This is a genomic window from Aurantimonas marianensis (assembly GCF_024195285.1).
Lineage (GTDB): Bacteria > Pseudomonadota > Alphaproteobacteria > Rhizobiales > Rhizobiaceae > Aurantimonas > Aurantimonas marianensis.
The window spans coordinates 1-19,634 of record NZ_JALHBS010000018.1 but is presented as its reverse complement, the minus strand read 5'-3'; the positions used below and the strand labels follow the sequence as shown (position 1 = coordinate 19,634).

Genomic DNA, 19,634 nt, shown 5'->3' with positions numbered 1-19,634 from the left:
CGGCATCGCATGGATCATGGGACGCGCGCCCGGCGCGTTGGCGCGCCTTGCTATGGCACAGGCAGCTATCACGCTCAATCGACGTGGCGACGCTGACCCATTTGCAGCCCTTAAAACAGTGCGAGGCCACCCCGCCTGGGCGTTCCGTTCCAGCCTCGGCCAGAAATGTTGCAACCGGTTGCAAAAAATCTCGACCTGTGCTTGTCTTTCGTGGCGATCCGGACCGGCTGGCCGTTTCCGCTCGCGAAATGGGAGGACGATCACAGTGAAGAAACTCATCTCGAAATTGCTCGGCGCGACCTTCGCCGCTTCGTTGGCGGCGACCGCCATGGTCGGTGTCGCGCAGGCGGAAGGCGAGCGCTTCGTGCTTGTCAGCCATGCGCCCGACAGCGACAGCTGGTGGAACACCATCAAGAACGCGCTGGCGCTGGCCGGCGAGCAGATGGACGTCGAGGTCGAGTACCGTAATCCGACGACCGGCGACATCGCCGACATGGCCCGGATCATCGAACAGGCCACGGCGACAAACCCCGACGGCATCATCACGACACTCGCCGATCCCGACGTTCTCAAGGGACCGATCGAGGACGCGGTCGCCAAGGGCATTCCGGTGATCATCATCAACTCCGGCACGCCGGAGCAGGCCGCGGAACTCGGCGCGCTGATGTATGTCGGCCAGCCCGAATACGATGCCGGCCTTGCCGCCGGTCAAAGGGCCAAGCGGGACGGCATCGAGTCGTTCCTTTGCGTGAATCATGTGGTCTCGAACCCGGTCGTGGGCGAACGCTGCCGCGGCTTCGCCGACGGCCTCGGGGTCGAGCTCGGCGACTCGATGATCGATTCCGGTCAGGATCCCGCCGAGATCAAGAACAAGGTCATGGCCTATCTGTCGAGCAATCCTGACACCGACGCGATTCTGACCTTGGGCCCGACCTCGGCCGATCCGACCATCGAGGCGGTCAAGGAAAACGGCATGGCCGGCCAGATCTATTTCGGGACATTCGATCTGGGGACCGAGATCGTCAAGGCGATCAAGGACGGCACGATCCAGTGGGGCATCGACCAGCAGCCCTTCCTGCAAGCCTATCTGCCGGTGATCGTGCTCGCCAACTACAAGCGCTACGGCGTCCTGCCCGGCAACAACATCAATTCCGGCCCGGGCTTCGTGACCAAGGACGCACTGGAGAAGGTCGAGGAATTCGCCGGCGAATACCGGTAGACCCGCGCGTAGGCGGCGCCATCCGGCTCCGCACGCCTCATCGCTGCGCCGACGCCGGCGCCGCGACCCCGACAGACCGAAGGAACAACCGGGCGCACGCTATCCGTGCTCCATCGGTTCGACCGCTGACGCGGCCGGGAGGAGAGACATGGCCGATCAACCGTTTCCTCAAGCGCAAACCGCACCGGAAGTCGACGAGCGGATTCGCAAGCGCTCGCCCATTCGCAAGGCGCTGATGCGGCCGGAGCTGGGCGCCATTTGCGGCACCATCCTCGTATTCGCCTTCTTCCTCGGCGTCGCCGGCGACAGCGGCATGTTCGCCCCCGAAGGCATCGTCAACTGGGGCGTCGTCTCCGCCCAGTTCGCCATCATCGCCGTCGGCGCCTGCCTGTTGATGATCGCCGGCGAGTTCGATCTCTCGGTCGGCTCGATGATCGGCTTTTCCGGCATCGTCATCGCGTTGGTCTCGGTGACGGGCGGCTATCCGCTCTGGCTCGGTATTCTGGTGGCCTTCGCCTGCGCGATCAGTATCGGCGCGCTCAACGGCTATCTGGTGGTCAAGACCGGCCTGCCGTCCTTCATCGTCACCCTCGCCTCGCTCTACATCCTGCGCGGCCTTACGATCTTCGCGGCGGTCGTCACGACCCGCAAGACCATCATCGGCGGCGTCCGGGACGTGACCGAAGGCGACCCAATCGGCTGGCTGTTCGGCGGTACGCTGTTCAAGGGCCTGTTCGTCTGGCTGGCCGATATCGGCATCGTCGGCAAATTCGTCGCCGGCAGCCGGGCCGGCCAGCCGATCGTCGAAGGCATCCCGATTCTGATCGTCTGGGCGCTCGGGCTGATCCTCTTCGGCCATATCCTGCTCACCCGCACCAAGTTCGGCAACTGGATCTTCGCCTCCGGCGGCGACGCCCAGGCGGCACGCTATGTCGGCGTGCCGGTGAACCGGGTGAAGATCCTGATGTTCATGTTCTCGGCCTTCTGCGCCACCGTCTTCGCGACCTTGCAGGTGATCGAGTTCGGATCGGCAGCCGCCGACCGTGGCCTGTTGAAGGAATTCGAGGCGATCATCTCGGTGGTCATCGGCGGCGCGCTTCTGACCGGCGGATACGGCTCCGTGGTCGGCGCGGCACTCGGCGCCCTGATCTTCGGCGTGGTGCAGCAGGGCCTGTTCTTCGCCGGCGTCGAGAGTTCGCTGTTCCGGGTCTTCCTCGGCGGCATCCTTTTGATCGCCGTGATCCTCAACACCTACATCCGCCGCATGATCACCGGGGAGCGCTGACCATGACGACACCCTTGATCGAACTCGTCGATATCGAAAAGCACTTCGGCCCGGTTATCGCGCTGGCCGGCGTGTCGCTGTCGATCATGCCGGGCGAATGCCATTGCCTTTTGGGCGACAACGGCGCCGGCAAGTCGACCTTCATCAAGACGATGTCGGGCGTCCACAAACCGTCGGCCGGCAAGATCCTCGTCGGCGGCAAGGAAGTTCATTTCACTAGCCCGCGTGACGCCATGGCCGCCGGCATCGCCACCGTCTATCAGGATCTGGCGATGATCCCGCTGATGTCGGTCACCCGCAATTTCTGGATGGGCCAGGAGCCGGAGAAGCGGCTCGGGCCGTTCAAATTCTTCGACTTCGACAAGGCCAACGCCATCACCATGCAGGAGATGGCGAAGATGGGCATCCACTTGCGCGAGCCGACCCAGGCGGTCGGAACGCTCTCCGGCGGCGAACGCCAGACCGTGGCGATCGCGCGGGCGGTCTAGTTCGGCGCCGAGGTCCTGATCCTCGACGAGCCGACCTCGGCGCTCGGCGTGCGCCAGACCTCCAATGTCCTAGCGACGGTCGACCGGGTCCGCAAGTCGGGGATCGGCGTCGTCTTCATCACCCACAATGTCCGCCACGCCATGGCGGTCGGCGATCGCTTCACCGTGCTCAATCGCGGCAAGACGCTCGGCACCGCCAAGCGCGGCGAGATCAAGGCCGAAGAGCTGCAGGACATGATGGCGGGCGGCCAGGAATTGGCCGAACTGGAAGGAACGCTGGGCGGGACGGTGTAAGACCGCGTGCCCCCGGCCCCGCGCCGGCGGCCCGGATGATGGTAACCCGCGCCAGCCTGTTCCATATAGAGCCCGTCCATCGACATTTGCGGGAGTCGGTGCGGCGGTGTTGAGCCGGTCCCCGGCCGGCCGAACGATCCCGCCCGCGACAACGGAAATAATCGCTGGATGGCAGTAACCCTCAAGGAAGTGGCGGAACGCGCCGGGGTCTCACGCTCGGCCGTCTCGCGCGCCTTCACGGAAGGTGCCTCCGTGTCCGTCAAGACCCGCCGCAAGGTCGCCAAGGCGGCGGCGGAACTGGGCTACAGCCCCAATTTGTTCGCCAGCAGCCTGACGACCCGGCGCACCAAGCTGATCGGGCTGGTCTCCAACAATTTCCACAACCCGATCTTCCTGCAGGTCTTTGATCTCTTCACCCGCGGGCTTCAGGATCGTGGTCTCCGCCCGTTGCTCGTCAATCTGACGGACGAGACGGATCCGGAGAATTCCGTCCGGATGCTGCGGCAATACTCAGTCGATGGCGTGATCGTCGCTTCGTCCACCCTGCCCCCGGCGTTTGCCCACGCCTTTCGTCATGCCGGTATGCCAGTGGTCCATTCCTTCGGCCGCTATTCGAGCGCGCCCGCGGTGCATGTCGTCGGCATCGACAACCGTTACTGCGGCAAGATGGCGGCGGATTTGCTGGTCGCCCGGGGATACCGTCGGATCGGCTTCATGGGCGGCCCGGAATCCGCCACCTCGACCCAGGATCGCTTTGCCGGCTTCATCGCGGCGATGCAGGCCCACCCCGACATTGCCGTCAGCCACAGCTACGCCGCCGCCTACTCCTTCGACGCCGGGCGGCAGGAGATGACGCGGCTGATCCGGGAAGCACCGGCGGAAGCCTATTTCTGCGGCGACGACGTCCTGTCGATCGGCGCCTTGAGCGCGATCCAGTCCGCCGGCCTGTCCGTGCCCGACGACATCGGCATCATCGGCCTCAACGACATGGAAATGGCGCGGTGGGAGAACATCAACCTCACCACGATCCACCAGCCGATCCGCCAGATCATCACCTCGTCGATCGAATTGATCGTAGCGATGCTCGAGGAGCCGGATCGCTATCCCGAATCCCGGCTGTTTCCCTGCCGGATCGTCGAGCGGGGAACGCTCAGACCGCCTGCGGTTAGAGCGGGATGAGGAAAAGTGGGAACCGGTTTTCCGTCCACATCCCGCTCGAAAATCACTGGAATCTATCACGTTTATGAAATGGGATCGAATCGATCCTATTTCATCGTGATCTAGGGCGCCCGAAACATAGGCGGGCGGGCGTCGACCCAGGCGCCTTGCCGGCCGGCCGAGGCGACCGCGCCATGGACGGCCGCCATGGAGCGCAGGCCGTCCTCCGCTCGCGGGTAGAGGTCGGCGGCCGGATCGGGCACCCGGCCTTCCTTTGCGGCCCTGATGACCTCCGCCAGATCGGCGTAGATATTGGCGAAGGCCAGCGGCATTCCCTCGGCATGGCCGATGGTGACGCGCGACGCGCGGTCGGCCTCCGGCGACAATCCGGCCTCGCCGCGCTCGATCGTCTGCACGCGGCCGCCGAGCGGGGTCCAGTAGAGCTGGTTGGGCTGTTCCTGCGTCCAGCGCAGGCCGCCGGCCTCGCCAAACACCTGCAACGTCAGCCCGTGCTGGCGGCCGATGGCGACCGACGAGGTCCACAGCCGCCCGACCGCGCCGCCCTCCATGCGAAAATTGACCATGGCGTCGTCTTCGAGCGTCCGGCTTTCGACGCAGGAGGCGAAATCCGCCGACAGCGACGCGACCTCCTGACAGGTGACGAAGCTCGCCATGTGCAGCGCATGGATGCCGCAATCGGCGAACTGCGCCGAAACCCCGGCCTGCGCCGGATCGTAGCGCCAGCGCACGCGCGGATTGTCCGCGTCCGCCGCGTTCGCGTGATGGCCGTGCGCGAATTCGGCGACGACGAGGCGCACCCGGCCGAGATCGCCGCGCGCCACCATCGCCCGCATGTGCCGCACCAGCGAATAGCCGGTGTAGCCGTAATTGACCGCGCAGATCCGTCCCGTCGCGCTTGCGATCCGAACGATCTCTTCCCCCTCCTCGACCGTCATCGTCATCGGCTTTTCGCAAAGCACATGAAAGCCGGCCTCGAGGAAGGCCTTGGTGATCTCGTAATGGGTGGCGTTGGGCGTCGCCACGGTGACGAGGTCGACCCGGTCGTCGCGGACGCGCTCCCCTTCGAGCATCTCCCGCCAGTCGCCATAGGCGCGGTCGGGCGCGACGCCGAGCGATTGCGCGTACGCGCGCCCGGCGTCGGGCACATGGTCGAGCGCGCCGGCGGCAAAGGCGAAGGCACCGTCGAGCCCCGCCCCCAGCCGGTGTGCCGGCCCGATCTGACTGCCCGCGCCGCCGCCGACCATGCCCCAGTTCAGCTTGCTCATGGCGTTGCCGTCCTCAGTTGAAACCAATGGATTCCAGATAGGCGCGGTTGGCCGCCGCGTCGTCGACCGGCGAGGGGTCCCCCGCCGGGTCGCAGTCCTGCTCGACCGTGCACCAGCCTTCGAAGCCGGCATCCAGGAGCACCTGGCGCACGGCGGGAAAATCCACGTCGCCCTCGCCGAGATTGCAGAAGATGCCCTGCCCGCAGGCGTCGTAGAAGCCGGTGCGATTGGCGATCGCGTCGGCCTTCACCTTGGGGTCGATATCCTTGAAATGCATGTAGGAGATGCGGCCGATATGCCGCCGCATGAAGGCCACAGGGTCGAAGCCGGCATAGGAATGATGGCCGGTGTCGAAGCAGATCTTCAGGATGCCCTCGTCCACCTCGTTCAGGAGACACTCCAGTTCCGGCTCGAAGTCGATGAAGCCCGCCGCATGGGCGTGCATCCCGACGGTCAGGCCGTATTCCTCCGCGCCCATTTTGGCGACGGTGCGGATTCGATCGACGAAGGCCTTCCACTCGGCGGCGTCCATCTGCGCGGCCTCGCTCGCGCGGCCGGCGGTCGGCGCCCGGCGCGGCGAAATCGAGTCGATCAGCACCAGATGGCGTGCGCCGTGGGCGGTAAGCGCCCTGCAGGTGCGCACGGCGCCGTCGCGCACGTCGTCCCATTGGTCGGGGTCGTGAAACGCCCGGAACACGACGCCGCCGATCAGTTCCAGATCGTTTTTCGCCAGCGCGTCGGACAGGATCGCCGGGTCCTCCGGCATGAAGCCCACCGGGCCGAGCTCGATGCCCTTGTAGCCGGCCTCGGCGCATTGGCTGAGCACCGTCTCCCAGGCCGGATTGCGCGGATCGTTGGCGAATTCGACGCCCCAGGAACAGGGGGCGTTGCCGATACGGATGGTCATGGTCGGATAAGCCTTTGCCAAACTCAGAAACTGTCGAGCGACTGCCAGGATTTCGCTTGGGCCGACGCCATCGCCGCCGCGACGACGCGGTTGACGTCCATGCCGTCCCGAAAGGTCGGAAAGACCGGTTCGCCGGTCGCGATCGCGGTGAGAAAATCCTTGGCCTCGATGATGATCTGGTCCTGATAGCCGGTGCCGTGCCCCGGCCCCTGGCAGAACCCCGCATAATTAGGATGCGCGGGACCGGTCAGAATCTTCGTGAACCCGCGCCGCTCCTCCGGGCCGTCCATGCGATAGAGCCAGATCGCGTTCTGGTCCTCCTGATCGAAACGGATCGCGCCCTTGGTGCCGGTGATCTCATAGGCGTAGCCCATCTTGCGGCCGGTCGCGACGCGGCTGAAGAACAGATGCCCCATCGCGCCGTTCTCGAACCGGCACATGAGTTGCGCCTGATCGTCATTGGTCACGGCCTCGTCGCCCTCAGCCCCCGGACGGGTGGCGTGCACCGTCTCGACCTCGGCGATCAACTCGCGGATTGGACCGGCCAGCACCAGCGCGCCATTGATCATGTGCGGCGCCAGATCGCCCATAGTGCCATTGCCCGCTCCGCGCGTGCGCCAGGTCGCCGGAGCTTGCGGATCGGCATAGAAATCTTCCGTGTGCTCGCCCCGGAACCAGGTGATGTCGCCGATCTCGCCGGCATTGATCAGCTTGTGGGCGAATTGCGAGGCCGGCGTGCGGATATAGTTGAAGCCGACCATGTTCGCCGCGCCGCAGGCTTCGGCCGCCGCGACCATGGCCCGGCTATCCTCCAGTGACGCGCCGAGCGGCTTTTCGCAGAATACCGGCTTACCCAAGGCGAACGCCGCTTCCGCTATTTCCCGGTGGGTCTCCTGCGGCGAGGCGATGACGACCGCCTCCACCGCCGGGTCGGTCACCAACTCGCGCCAGTCGGCGGTGCAGCGATCGAATCCGAACGCCGCGCGGTAACGCTCCGCCGATTCGCGGCTCGTCGCGCAGACCATCTCCAGTCGCGGCCGCAAGTCGGTCTCGAACACCGCGCCGACCGCCTGCATGGCGACCGCGTGCGCCTTGCCCATATAACCGCCGCCGACGATACCGATGCCAATTGGGGTCAAGGGTGATCCTGCCGTAAAAATAGGTTTGCAACCGGTTGCAAAAACCGTAACCTCAATAGCGGGCGGCCGATCGTTCGACAATCGGCTTTGCAAGAAAATTTACGCCGGCCCACCAACGGAGGAAAGCATGAGCGCAGGAAGCGAAACGGTCCGTCTGACGACAGCGCAGGCCGTCATCCGCTATCTGGCCAACCAGTACATCGATATCGACGGCAGCGAGAAACGTCTGTGCGGCGGTGGCTTCGCCATCTTCGGCCATGGCAACGTCACCTGCCTCGGCGAGGCGCTCTACGACCACCGCGACGAATTGCCGGTCTATCGCGGCCAGAACGAGCAGAGCATGGGCTTCGCTGCCGCCGCATACGCCAAGCAGAAACTGCGCCGGCGCTTCATGTTCTGCACCGCCTCGGCCGGACCGGGCACCGCCAATCTCCTGACCTCCGCCGCGCTCGCCCACGCCAACCGCCTGCCGATGCTGATGCTGTGCGGCGATACCTTCCTCACCCGCCTGCCCGATCCGGTGCTGCAGCAGCTCGAACATTTCGGCAATCCTTCGCTGGGGCTCAACGACGCCTTCAAGGCGGTCTGCCGCTATTGGGATCGCATCACCCATCCGGCGCAGATCATCCAGTCGCTCCCCGCCGCCATCGCCACCATTCTCGATCCGGCCGATTGCGGCCCGGCCTTCTTCGCCCTGCCGCAGGACGTCCAGGGCTGGACCTATGACTATCCCGTCGAATTCTTCGAAAGGACGCTGCATCGCATCCGCCGGCAGGCCCCCGACGCGAACGAGATCGCCGACGCCGCCGCGCTGCTGAAATCGGCGAAACGCCCGGTGATCATCGCCGGCGGCGGCGTGCAATATTCCCGCGCGGTCGCGGAACTGACCGCCTTCGCCGAGGCCCACGCCATCCCCGTGGTCGAGACCATCGCCGGGCGCGCCAACATGCTGGCGGCGCACCCGCTCAATATCGGCCCGATCGGAGTGACCGGCTCCAGTTCCGCCAACGCGATCGCCGAAAGGGCCGACGTGATCCTCGCCGTCGGCACGCGGCTGCAGGATTTCACCACCGGCTCCTGGACGGCCTTCGACAAGAGCGCCCGGCTCATCTCCATCAACGCCGCGCGTCATGACGCCGGCAAACACCGCTCGCTGCCGGTGGTGGGCGACGCGAAACGCGCGCTGACGGCACTGGACGCCGCGCTTGCGGAGTATAAAGCGCCAGGCACATGGACCGACACGGCCAAGGCCGAGCGCCACGCCTGGGACGCCTATGTCGCCGACAATGTGCGGCCCGGCAACCGGCCGAATTCCTATGCGCAAGCGATCGGCGTCGTGAACGATCTCTGCGACAAGCGCGACCGGATCGTCACCGCGGCCGGCGGCCTGCCTGCGGAGATAACGGCGAACTGGCGCACCCTCGACATCGGGACAGTGGATGTCGAATTCGGCTTTTCCTGCATGGGCTACGAGATCGCCGGCGGCTGGGGCGCGCGCATCGCCCAGTCGGAGACCGAGCCGGAGGCCGACACCATCGTCTTCGTCGGCGACGGGGCGTATCTCCTGATGAACTCCGACATCTATTCGTCGGTGCTGACGGCCAAGAAGCTGATCATCCTGGTGCTCGACAATGGTGGCTTCGCGGTGATCGACAAGCTGCAGAACAACACCGGCAACACCTCGTTCAACAACCTCATCGCCGACTGCAACATCGCGGTCGAACCGTTCGCGGTGGATTTCGAGGCGCACGCCCGCGCCATGGGCGCCGAGGCCGAGACCGTCGCCAATCCGGCCGAACTGGCGGAAGCGTTCGAGCGCGCCAAGGCGGCCGCGCGGACGTCCGTCATCGTCATGCAAGTCGATCCCCATGACGGCTGGACCGCCGAGGGCCATGCCTGGTGGGAGGTCGGCACGCCCCATGTCACCGACAACGAGCGGGTCCGGGCCGCGCATGTCGAGCAGGAAGCCGGCCGCGCGCGTCAGCGCAGGGGCGTGTGATGGTTGAGCTCGCACGCATCGCGCGAAACGACTTCGTCATCGTCGGGCGGGCGGGCATGGATTTCTATCCCGACCCGCCGGGCACGAAGACCGAGGAGGCGGAAAAATTCGTCGCCAGCCTCGGCGGCTCCTCGGCCAATATCGGTGTTGCGATCGCCCGGCATGGCGGCCGTGCAGCGCTGGTGATCTCGGTTTCCGACGACGCGATCGGACGGTTCTGCCTCAACGAACTGGCGAAATACGGGGTCGATTCCCGCCACGTCCGCTCGGTCGGCGGCGAGGCGCGTAACTCGCTGGCGGTCGTCGAAAGCCGGGTCGAGAACCACCAGTCGGTGATCTACCGCAACGGCGCGGCGGATTTTCAGATGACGACGGAGGACGTCGCGGCGGTGGACTTCGAAGCCTATGGCGCGCTGATCACGACCGGCACGGTCTTCGCCGCCGAGCCGTCGCGCGGCGCGGCGTTCCACGCCTTCGACCTGGCCCGGAAGGCCGGGCTGCCGCTGATCTTCGACATCGACTACCGCCCGTATTCCTGGCCGTCGCCCGAAATCGCCTCGGACGTCTATTCGCGCGCCGGCCGGCTCTGCGACATCGTCATCGGCAATGACGACGAGTTCGGCTTTATGGCCGGCGGCAAGGACAAGGGCCTCGCCAAGGCGCGCGATCTGGCACGCAGTACCGCCAGTATCGTCGTCTACAAGATGGGCGAACACGGCGCGATCACCATCACGCCGGACGAGGAATTCCGCACCGGGATCTACCCGGTCACGGCACTGAAGCCGACCGGCGCTGGCGACGCCTTCATGGGCGGCTTCGTCGCCTCGCTCGCCCATGGCCATGAGTTGCGCGACTGCGTCCTGCGCGGCTCCGCCTCCGCCGCGATCGTCGTGTCGCGGGTCGGCTGCGCGCCCGCCATGCCCACCACGGCCGAGCTGGAGGCGTTTCTCGCCGACCATCCCGGCCCGACCGATTCCTGAAAGGACCAGCCGATGCATATCGCGCCCTATGACAACCGCAACAAACCGATCGTCGATGTCGACGACGCGCTGGTTCCGCTGAACTATTTCAACATCGTCAAGCTGACCAGGGGCCAGGCCTTCGAGTATAGCGTGCCGGGCTACGAGACCTGCATCGTGCCCGCCACCGGCACGGTCGACGTGAGTGTCGAGGGCGAAGCCTTCGCCGCACTCGGGACGCGCGGCGTCGATGTCTGGGACGGCGAGCCGGAGGGTGTCTACGTGCCGACCGGCGCAACCGCCCGGATGGTCTGCGTATCGGACGCGGCCGAGGTCTTCGTCGCGGGAGCGAAATACGACAAGGTGCTGTCGCCCTTCGCGGTGCGCGCCGACGAATTGGACAAGGTGCAATACGGCTCCGACGACACCAAGACCCACCGCAAGATCAAGCACATCCTCGGCCAGAAGCAGCATGACAAGGTCGGCCGGTTGCTGGTTTCCGAACTCTACACCGTCGGCAAGGGCGGCTGGTCGGGCTTTCCCAGCCACAAGCACGACACCGACCGTCTGCCTGACGAAACGCGGCACGACGAGACCTACAATTTCCGCTTCCGCCCCAATCACGGCACCGGCGTACAGATGCTCCAGCGCGAGGACGGCAAGCCGGGCGACGCCTACCATATCGTCGACGGCTCGACGATCTGCCTCGACAAGGGCTACCATCCCTGTGCGGTGCTGCCGGGCTACGAGATGTATTATTTCACCATCCTCGGCGGCCTCAGCCAGCGCAGCCTGGTGCAGTATTTCCAGCCGAGCCATGCCGATCAGCTCGAAACTATTCCCGGCATCAAGGACATGATCGCGAAGTTCAAATGACGCTGGCGACGCTTTCCGAAGTTCTGCAACCGGCGCTTGAGGGCGGCTACGCGGTCGGCGGCCTCGTCGTCCTCGGCTGGGAGGACGCCCGCGCCTATGTGGAAGCGGCCGAGGCCGAAAACGCGCCTGTGATCCTGCAAGCCGGCCCCGGCTGCCGGGCGCATACGCCGCTCACGGTTCTCGGCGCGATGTTCCGGGCGCTGGCCGAGGGGGCCAGCGTTCCGGTCGTGGCGCATCTCGACCACGGCTACACGGAAGACGAGTGCCGCGAGGCGATCGACTGCGGCTTCACCTCGGTGATGTTCGACGGCTCTCGCAAGCCGCTCGACGAGAACATCGCGGCGACGGCCCGCATTGCCGAAATTGCGCGCGCCGCCGGCGTTTCGATCGAGGGCGAAATCGGCTTCGTCGGCTATTCTGAAGGCGAGGCGTCGGCCGGAACCACGCCGGACGAGGCCGCGCGCTTCGCCGCCGAGAGCGGCGTCGACGCAATGGCGGTTTCCATCGGCAACGTGCATCTGCAACAGGAAAAGGCCGCCGAGATCGACATGGACGCGCTGCGTGCCATCGAGGTGGTCACGAACCTGCCGCTGGTCATCCACGGCGGCTCGGGCGTTCCGGTGGCCACGCGGAGCCGCTTGTCGCGCGAGTCGAAGATCTGCAAGTTCAATATCGGCACCGAACTGCGCATGGCCTTCGGCAAGGCGCTGCGCGAGGCCGTCGACCGCGACCCCGACCGCTTCGACCGTCTGGCGATCCTGAAGGAGACCGAGGCGCCGGTTTGCGAGGCCGCCCGTGCCGTCATCCGGTCGCTTCGTGGCCCGTCGCCGGGATAGAGGCACGCGGCCAACGGGTTCCTATCGCGGCCGGTTTGTGTAACGTCCGGTCGGCTTTGCAAGAGGGACGGAGCCGAGTCGCGTTGCAGGGGGAAGGCAGCCATGACCGCAGGCGAGGACACCGCGCCGGAGGCCACCGAAAAGTCCGCGCCGACGCTTGCGAGCCGGCTGCGGGACTATGCGCCTGGGGTGCTGGTGGCGGCGACGGTCGCCGTCGCGGCGCAGTTCCTGTCCGAGCATTACGGCGCGCCGGCGATGCTGATGGCGCTGCTCCTGGGCATCGCCCTGAACTTCCTCACCGAGGAAGGCAAATGCGTGGCCGGTGTCAACTTCACCGCCAGGACGATCCTGCGCATCGGCGTCGCGCTCCTCGGGGTGCGCATCTCCGTCGCCCTGTTGATCGGCCTCGGCCCGGGCCTGATCGCGCTGCTGGTCGCCGGCGTCGTCGCCACCATCCTGTTCGGCTTCGTCGCGGCGAAGCTGCTCGGCCGCGGCTGGCGGCTGGCGCTGCTGACCGGCGGTTCGGTGGCGATCTGCGGCGCCTCGGCCGCGATGGCGATCGCCGCCGTTCTGCCGAAGAACCAGTACTCCGAGCGCAATCTGATCTTCACCGTGCTCAGCGTCACCGTGCTCAGCACCGTGGCGATGATCGTCTATCCGCTGCTGATCCCGGTCTTTGGGCTCAAGGACCAGGCCATCGGGGTGTTTCTCGGCGGCACCATCCACGACGTCGCCCAGGTCGTCGGCGCCGGCTTTTCGGTCTCCGACGAAGCTGGCGAAACCGCCACCCTGGTCAAGTTGATCCGCGTCACCATGCTGGCGCCGGTGGTGCTGGTGTTCACGCTGGTGTTCCGAGCAACCCACAAGAGCGAAGCCGAGGCCGGCAAGCGGCCGCCGCTGATCCCCGGCTTCGTGCTCGGCTTTCTGGCGCTGGCCGCGCTCAACTCCTTCGGCCTGATCCCCCGGCAGGCGGCCGACATTACCGCCGACGTCTCCGGCTGGGCGCTCTTGTTCGGCATCGCCGCCGTCGGGATGAAGACCGCGCTGAAGAGCATCCTCGCCGTCGGCCGCGAGGCCGTCCTCCTCGTCGTCGCCGAGACCGTCTTCCTCGCCGCCTTCATCCTCCTCGGCATCAAGTATCTCGGCTGAGCGGACGCCTTGTGCAGAACGGTCGTCACCGTCTTTTTTCAGCATGATTTATCCCCGCACCGCCACGCTCGCTTAGCCTGAACCTGTCACAAGACGGGGAACGGCGCGGATGGAGCAAGGAAACGCAAACAGGATCGGCTCGGATTCTCTGGGAGAGCTTCGCCGCGGATTCGTGGTCTTGCGCCTCCATCTGGCGGCCGCGCGCTTCGCGCTCCGGATCGAGACCCGCTACGATCCGAACCAGCCGCGCGTTCCGGCCGGCAATCCCGACGGCGGTCAGTGGACCAGCATCGGCGAACGCGTCGCGCAGGCGCGCGGACCGAGTGGTACGCTGCCGGTTCGAATCGGCTCACGGTTTCTGGAAGCGACTCCTGGTCAACAGACCCGTTATCAAGCCGCGCGGAATGCCTACCAGCGCGCCTTCCGCGAAATTCAAAAGATCGAGCCGCAATGGAGGCCGCCCGCTCAGCTTTTCGAGACAGTCGAGGGAGCCATCCGGGCTCAACAGGCGCAAGCGCAGGCCGCAATGGTTCACCTCCGCCAGTTGCAAGCCCGCTCTTTGCTTCCGGGTCGCTATTCGACCGATTCATTGCCTGCGCGTAATTCAGGTTTTAACTTCACGCGAGCCGAAAGAGATGGGATCAATAAAATCGGGCGGCGCGGCGGATGCCATACATGCGGTGATAAAGACCCAGGATCCCGCAGCGGAAATTTTGTTCCGGATCATCAACTGCCAAGTGCACTGAATCCAAGCGGAAGGGCGCAAAGGCTGTTTCCACAGTGCATCCGCTGCAGCCGCCAGCAAGGCGGTTTTGTTTCCGGAAGGACCAAACGATGAGCCCCCTCGCCGACATTAGCCTGCCGATCCACAACGCCCTCATCTACGTCCGGAACACCGGGGACTGGGATGTGCCGGCGATCGATGGCATCGGACATCTGTGGACGAGCAAGACCTGCGTCGCGGTTGGATGCCTGCCGGACATCGACGGCGTGACACGGATCATCGTCGGCGATGCCGCCGACGTTCCGCGAACCGAGCACGAAACCTTCGATGGGCGGATCGAGACGCCGTCGAAATCCGTGACCGTCGAATCTGTCTACGATCATGACCTTGCGGTCGTCGCGACAGGGACGCCGTCGACGCGCGTTCGGATCTGGACGGACGGAACGTCGCTTTCCTCGATCATTATCGTCGGGGTGCATCGACATGACTGAAATCATCCATTGGACCGCCCGTCATCCCATTCAGAACTCCCTGATCTTCATCCACGATGACGGGAATTATGATCTTCCCGAGATCGATGGAATTGGGCGCCATTGGGCGACGCCGACATGCATCGCGGTCAGTTGCAGCCCCGGCTGTGACGCGGACACGATCATCGAAATCGGCGGCCCATCCGATGTCCGGCAGTCCGAGCACCAGATCTTCGACGGCTGGCTGAACACGCCCTCAAGGCGGATCAAGCTCGACGCCGTCCATATCGAGACGATCGGCGAACTGGCCGTTCTCTGCACCATGACTCGCCTGCGGATCTGGACGGACGGCCATCAGGATAGCGAATTCGTGTCGATCGGCGTCAGCCAATGAGGCACGATAGAGCCTCCACCCTTGTCTGCATCAGCGATAGCCGACCCGATGAGCAATCGATTCTTCCGCCACATCCTCGCGAACGGCCTCATCTTCATTCACGACGGCGGCGAGTGGACAACCCCGGACGTCGACGGGATCGGTACATTTTGGCGCAGCGACACGTGCGTCGTCGTGAGTTGTCTGCCGCATTCCGAAGGCGCGACTTCCATCGAGGGAGAGCGACGAGGTCAGGCATTCGCCTCATAAAATCTTTGACGATTGGCTGGACACCCCCAGCGGAAAGATCAGGATCGAGGGTGTTGAGATCGACGAGATCACGTCATTTGCCGTACCTGCGGCGCGAACCCGACTGATAATCTGGACAGACGGCCACAAATGCTCCGAATTCGTGTCGATCGGCGTCAGCCTCAGACAGGAATAGCTACCAGGAACGATATCGGCACCGCAGGAAGGAGGTCGGCATTGACGGATTCCATTCAACTCGCTCCTCCAAACTCCCTCTTCTTTCTGTCGGACATCGAGGATGACGGAGCAGGACCGGAATTCGCTCCGGATCGCCTGATCCTGTCGACCCCATCCTGCATCTCGATCGGATGTCTTGCCTTTGTCGACGGCAAGACGACGTTGACGCTGGCGCCATCGACGGAACTCGATCTGAAGCTGCCGCCAGCATTCACCGGCTTCCTTAAAACCCCCAATCGTGGTGTACGCGTCTCGACGGTCGAGCATCCCTCGCTGCTGAGACTGACAACGGGCACACTGTCGAGCAAAGTCCGAATCTGGGTCAATCGGCCCATCGAGCCGGACCGCATTCTCATCGGTGTCGGAGAGCCCTCCTGATAAGCCCCACCCCGCGTGACCCGGCCGCCTTACGTTCCGCTCTCCGGCACGAATGCCTGCTCCATTTCGCGGCGCAGATCATAGGCCCTGGAGCCGGTGGGCGCCGCGATGTCGGCGTAGGTCACCGGCGAGCCCGCTTCGACCGGCCGGGTCAGCTTGACGCGATGGGCAAGGCCGATCGGCAGCGCACCGTTCGCCAAGCTGCGGGCCGCGGGAATGGCCTTGCCATAGACCGTGAAGCCGCCTTCCCCGTCGAGCATGTCCCCCGCCGCGAGGTCTCGCTTGGCGACCGCCACCGCGTCGCCGCGCCAGGTTTGCGACACGCCGGTCGCCTCGCCGCGCAGCGCCGCGTTGAGCACCGAGATTGACAGCTCCAGCCCGATCAGGTGAAACGGCTTGTACATGGCGGCATAGCGACCGGTGGCGTCGGTCGGCAATCCGTATTGCTTGAAACAGGCCGCGGCGTAGTCGTTCGGCGCCTTCAGGACGACATAGACGCCCCAGCGCAAATCCCGGTAGACGGGGCGGCCGTCCCGCTCCAGCGAGGAGACGACCTCGACCATGCCGTCGCGGTCGAGCTGCCCGCCGACCTCCCGAGGGCGAAGGATGTGGGCGAGATCGTCGACGCCGCAGGGCGGAAATTTGAGCCCGTCCTCGGGCACCGCAAGATCGCAGGCATTGGCGATGGCGGCCATTTCGATCGCCGATTTGGTGCCGTCGAGAAAGGAGTTGAACATTTGCGGGTTCATGCCCGCCGCTGCCGCTTCCTCCGGCGACAGGCCGTAATGGGTCCAAACGTCGTCGGGCGTCACCTGGTGATAGGCCGGCAGATATTTCGTGCCCTTGCCGGCCGCGGCAATGGTGAATCCGGCCGAGCGCCCCCAGTCGACCATCTCGGCGACCAGCGCCGGCTGGTCGCCATAGGCCATGGAATAGACCACACCGGCCTCGCGGGCGCGCCTGGCCAGCAGCGGACCGCAGAGAACGTCCGTCTCGACATTGACCATCACCAGATGCTTGCCCGCAGCGATTGACGCCAGCGCGTGGGTGACGCCGGCCTCCGGCATCCCCGTCGCCTCGATCACGACCTCGACGCCGTCGGCCGAACAGGCATCGACACCGGATTCGACGAAGCGCGTTGCGCCGATCCGCGCCTCGTCCCAGCCGACGTCCCGGCAGGTCTGGCGCGCCCTGTCGGTGTCGAGATCGGCGATGACCGCGACTTGGAGCCCCGGTATCGTCGGCACCTGCGACAGGAACATCGAGCCGAACTTGCCGGCGCCGATCAGCGCGACTTTGACCGGCCGGTCATCCTCACGGCGGCGGCGAAGCAGATGTTGCAGATTCAAGCGGTCGCTCCTCTCCTCCCGGCGCGCGTCTCGACCTCCATCGAACGACGCACCTGTCTTCCCCGGCCGAACGGTACGCGGCGCTTACGTTTCAGGCAACGGGCCGCTTTCTAGCCGAACCGCCCCGCCAGCTCGGCCATCAACGCCGCGTCCTCCGCGTCCCGTTCCACCCTGTTCGAGCGCACCAGACAGGCTTCCGACTTCAGGATCACCCCGTCGGTGAGGATCTTCAGATGGTTGGCGGTGAGCGTCGATCCGGTCGAGGTGATGTCGACGATGATGTCGGCCGAGCCGGCAGCCGGCGCGCCTTCGGTGGCGCCCAGGCTCTCGACGATCCGGTAGCTCTGGATGCCATGCAGGCGGGTGAAGAAGCTCTGGGTCAGCCGCCAGTATTTGGTGGCGATCCTGAGCCGTCGCCCATGCCGGGCGCGGTAGGAGCCGGCGACGTCGCTCAGATCCTCCATCGTCTCGACATCGACCCAGGCATCGGGGACGGCCACGACCACGTCGGCATGGCCGAAGCCGAGCCGCGCGACGATGTCGACGGCGCTGTCGGGTTCGGGAACCGTCTCGCGGATCAGATCCTCGCCGGTGATGCCGAAGTCGATCGCCCCGTCGCGCAGCTCGCGCGCGATCTCGGAGGCCGACAGAAGCAGCACCTCCAGCCCCGGCGCGCCGCTGACCAAGGTGCGGTAGCTGCGGGCGTTCTCGGCCGGCGCGACGCTGATGCCAGCCCCAGCCAGCGCCGCGATCGCCTGTTCATTCAACCGCCCCTTGGACGGGATCGCCAGCGACACGGTCATGACATGCCTCCCGCCTGGCCGGTCGCCGCGCCGATGCGGTCGAGCCAGAGCGCGAAGCCGACGGCCGGGATCGGCGCTGAAGCGCCCAGCATCGTGAGCAGCCGGTCGTAGCGCCCGCCGCCGGCCAGCGTCTCGTCGGAACCCTTCAACCGCGCCTCGAAGACCAGGCCGGTATAATAGTCGATCGGCCGGCCGAAGGCGGCGCGATAGCGCACCGACGCCAGATCGACGCCGGCGGCGCGCAGCGCCAGATTGCGGGTCTCGAAGAACAGTGCCGCGCGGCCGAGATCGAGATCGGCCGATTCCGCCAGACCGCGCAGCCGGTCGCCGGCCTCGCCGAGCGGGCAGTCGATCGCAAGGAACTGCCGCAAGAGGTTCAGCGGCGCGTCGTCGAGCCGCGCTTCGGCGACGGCGAGCTTTTCGATCAGCCGCACCGCGACCTCGCCGGGCGAGCGGCCGGCATGGGGCGGCAGGCCCGCCTCTTCCATGCGCGCCCGGATCGTGCGTGTCAGCGCGCCCTCCTCGCGGCGGCGGGCGAGATCGGCAAGCTCCGGATCGAGCCGCTCCAGCGTGCCGGCGCCGCCGGTTGCGAGCGATTGCAGAGCCGCGTCGAGCAGCCCGTCATGGCCGAAGGTACGCACCAGCCGGCGCTGCCAGCCGTCGGGCAGGCCGAGCGCCTTCAGGAACGCCTCGAACAGACCCTGATCGCCGAGGACGATGTCGAGGCCGGCCGGATCGACGCCGCAAGCGGACAATCCGGCCAGCGCGTCGGCCAGCGCCCTTGCGTCGGCGGTGGCGCGGTTGGCCTCGCCGAGATCCTCGATGCCGGCCTGGAAGAACTCGCCCGGCCCGCTCGGGCGCTGGCGGAAGACGAGGCCGAGATAGGAATAGCGGCGCGGCAGCGCCTCGCCGGCGCCGACATGGGCAAGGCACACCGGGATCGTGAAATCGGGCCGCAGGCACAGATGCTCGCCGGCCTCGCCGCGCGTCAGGAAGATGCGGCGACGCAGCGCCTCGCCGGCGGTGTCGAGATAGGGGTCGGCCGGCTGGATGATCGGTGCATGGACGCGGTTCGCCCCGCGCGCCGCGAACAGGGCGCCGAGCGCGGTCTGGAACGGAGCGGGCGCGGTGTCGCTCACGGGTTCAGCTCCCGCCGGCGCCGGACGCGCGCCCGCCTGAACGCTCCTCGGCGTGGCGGGCGAGAATGCGGCGGACGGCGTCCACCATGTCGGCTTCCTCGACCATCTCCTGGCCGGCGCGGGCCTCGCGCCATTCGGCATTGTCCGCGATGGTTTCGGCGATGCGCTTGCCCTCGATCAGATCCTTGATCTGGACCTTTCCGGCCGCCTTTTCGTCCGCACCTTGAATGATCACGACGGGGGCGTTGCGGCGGTCGGCATATTGCAGCTGCTTGCCGAACTGCTTGGGGTTGCCCTGGAAGACCTCGACCGGCACC

19 protein-coding genes and 1 pseudogene are annotated in these 19,634 nt (G+C 66.0%); 13 read left to right on the top strand and 7 right to left on the bottom strand.

What is annotated here, in order from left to right; all coding sequences use genetic code 11:
* Window positions 1-328: 328 nt before the first annotated feature.
* The 4 genes and pseudogenes from MJ956_RS03120 to MJ956_RS03105 all read left to right on the top strand — a co-directional run bounded on the left by MJ956_RS03120 (window position 329) and on the right by MJ956_RS03105 (window position 4,465).
* A complete protein-coding gene (locus tag MJ956_RS03120) occupies window positions 329-1,219 on the top strand; it encodes a sugar ABC transporter substrate-binding protein (RefSeq protein ID WP_253963054.1) in 891 nt (296 codons plus the stop codon).
* 148 nt (window positions 1,220-1,367) lie between these two features.
* Entirely contained in the window at window positions 1,368-2,504 is a 1,137-nt protein-coding gene (locus MJ956_RS03115; protein WP_253963021.1) for an ABC transporter permease, read from the top strand.
* A gap of 2 nt (window positions 2,505-2,506) precedes the next feature.
* Window positions 2,507-3,286, top strand: a pseudogene (locus MJ956_RS03110) (ATP-binding cassette domain-containing protein).
* Between the two features lie 168 nt (window positions 3,287-3,454).
* Window positions 3,455-4,465, top strand: a complete 1,011-nt coding sequence (locus MJ956_RS03105; RefSeq protein WP_253963020.1) for a LacI family DNA-binding transcriptional regulator — start codon at window positions 3,455-3,457, stop codon at window positions 4,463-4,465.
* 101 nt (window positions 4,466-4,566) lie between these two features.
* Here the strand turns inward: MJ956_RS03105 and MJ956_RS03100 are convergent, their stop codons facing one another.
* From MJ956_RS03100 to MJ956_RS03090, 3 genes are read right to left on the bottom strand one after another with little or no spacing between them, the layout of a single operon-like run.
* Window positions 4,567-5,730 carry a Gfo/Idh/MocA family protein gene (locus MJ956_RS03100; RefSeq protein WP_253963019.1) on the bottom strand — a complete coding sequence of 388 codons (1,164 nt, stop codon included), beginning with the start codon at window positions 5,728-5,730 and terminating at the stop codon, window positions 4,567-4,569.
* Window positions 5,731-5,743: 13 nt separating this feature from the next.
* Window positions 5,744-6,637 (bottom strand): TIM barrel protein, encoded by an 894-nt coding sequence (locus MJ956_RS03095; protein WP_253963018.1) that lies wholly within the window; start codon window positions 6,635-6,637, stop codon window positions 5,744-5,746.
* A 23-nt stretch (window positions 6,638-6,660) separates the two neighbouring features.
* Window positions 6,661-7,776, bottom strand: a complete 1,116-nt coding sequence (locus tag MJ956_RS03090; RefSeq protein ID WP_253963017.1) for a Gfo/Idh/MocA family protein — start codon at window positions 7,774-7,776, stop codon at window positions 6,661-6,663.
* 127 nt (window positions 7,777-7,903) lie between these two features.
* Here MJ956_RS03090 and iolD point away from each other — a divergent pair, with 127 nt between their 5' ends.
* The 9 genes from iolD to MJ956_RS03045 all read left to right on the top strand — a co-directional run bounded on the left by iolD (window position 7,904) and on the right by MJ956_RS03045 (window position 16,026).
* Window positions 7,904-9,775, top strand: a complete 1,872-nt coding sequence (gene iolD / locus MJ956_RS03085) for a 3D-(3,5/4)-trihydroxycyclohexane-1,2-dione acylhydrolase (decyclizing) (protein ID WP_253963016.1) — start codon at window positions 7,904-7,906, stop codon at window positions 9,773-9,775.
* Window positions 9,775-10,755 (top strand): 5-dehydro-2-deoxygluconokinase, encoded by a 981-nt coding sequence (gene iolC, locus MJ956_RS03080; RefSeq protein WP_253963015.1) that lies wholly within the window; start codon window positions 9,775-9,777, stop codon window positions 10,753-10,755. Before iolD ends, iolC begins: the two co-directional genes overlap by 1 nt.
* Window positions 10,756-10,767: 12 nt before the next feature.
* Complete coding sequence (locus MJ956_RS03075; RefSeq protein WP_253963014.1) at window positions 10,768-11,610, top strand: 5-deoxy-glucuronate isomerase; 843 nt, start codon at window positions 10,768-10,770, stop codon at window positions 11,608-11,610.
* Window positions 11,607-12,446 (top strand): class II fructose-bisphosphate aldolase, encoded by an 840-nt coding sequence (locus MJ956_RS03070; RefSeq protein WP_253963013.1) that lies wholly within the window; start codon window positions 11,607-11,609, stop codon window positions 12,444-12,446. Before MJ956_RS03075 ends, MJ956_RS03070 begins: the two co-directional genes overlap by 4 nt.
* Window positions 12,447-12,548: 102 nt before the next feature.
* Entirely contained in the window at window positions 12,549-13,595 is a 1,047-nt protein-coding gene (locus tag MJ956_RS03065; RefSeq protein WP_253963012.1) for a YeiH family protein, read from the top strand.
* 109 nt (window positions 13,596-13,704) lie between these two features.
* The gene (locus MJ956_RS03060; RefSeq protein ID WP_253963011.1) at window positions 13,705-14,433 is read left to right on the top strand and encodes a hypothetical protein; all 729 of its coding nucleotides are present in this window, start codon (window positions 13,705-13,707) and stop codon (window positions 14,431-14,433) included.
* Window positions 14,430-14,810, top strand: a complete 381-nt coding sequence (locus MJ956_RS03055; protein ID WP_253963010.1) for a hypothetical protein — start codon at window positions 14,430-14,432, stop codon at window positions 14,808-14,810. Before MJ956_RS03060 ends, MJ956_RS03055 begins: the two co-directional genes overlap by 4 nt.
* Window positions 14,803-15,183 (top strand): hypothetical protein, encoded by a 381-nt coding sequence (locus MJ956_RS03050; RefSeq protein ID WP_253963009.1) that lies wholly within the window; start codon window positions 14,803-14,805, stop codon window positions 15,181-15,183. The genes MJ956_RS03055 and MJ956_RS03050 overlap by 8 nt, the downstream gene beginning before the upstream one ends.
* 465 nt (window positions 15,184-15,648) lie before the next feature.
* Complete coding sequence (locus MJ956_RS03045; protein WP_253963008.1) at window positions 15,649-16,026, top strand: hypothetical protein; 378 nt, start codon at window positions 15,649-15,651, stop codon at window positions 16,024-16,026.
* A gap of 29 nt (window positions 16,027-16,055) precedes the next feature.
* On the opposite strand, the gene MJ956_RS03040 is transcribed toward MJ956_RS03045, so the two are convergent.
* From MJ956_RS03040 to MJ956_RS03025, 4 genes are all read right to left on the bottom strand, one after another.
* Complete coding sequence (locus tag MJ956_RS03040; RefSeq protein WP_253963007.1) at window positions 16,056-17,375, bottom strand: NAD(P)H-dependent oxidoreductase; 1,320 nt, start codon at window positions 17,373-17,375, stop codon at window positions 16,056-16,058.
* A 110-nt stretch (window positions 17,376-17,485) separates the two neighbouring features.
* A complete protein-coding gene (gene hisG, locus MJ956_RS03035; RefSeq protein ID WP_253963006.1) occupies window positions 17,486-18,178 on the bottom strand; it encodes an ATP phosphoribosyltransferase in 693 nt (230 codons plus the stop codon).
* Window positions 18,175-19,317 (bottom strand): ATP phosphoribosyltransferase regulatory subunit, encoded by a 1,143-nt coding sequence (locus MJ956_RS03030; RefSeq protein ID WP_253963005.1) that lies wholly within the window; start codon window positions 19,315-19,317, stop codon window positions 18,175-18,177. The genes hisG and MJ956_RS03030 overlap by 4 nt, the downstream gene beginning before the upstream one ends.
* 4 nt (window positions 19,318-19,321) lie before the next feature.
* Window positions 19,322-19,634 (bottom strand): His/Gly/Thr/Pro-type tRNA ligase C-terminal domain-containing protein (locus tag MJ956_RS03025; protein ID WP_253963004.1); only part of this gene is annotated, 313 nt, incomplete at its 5' end.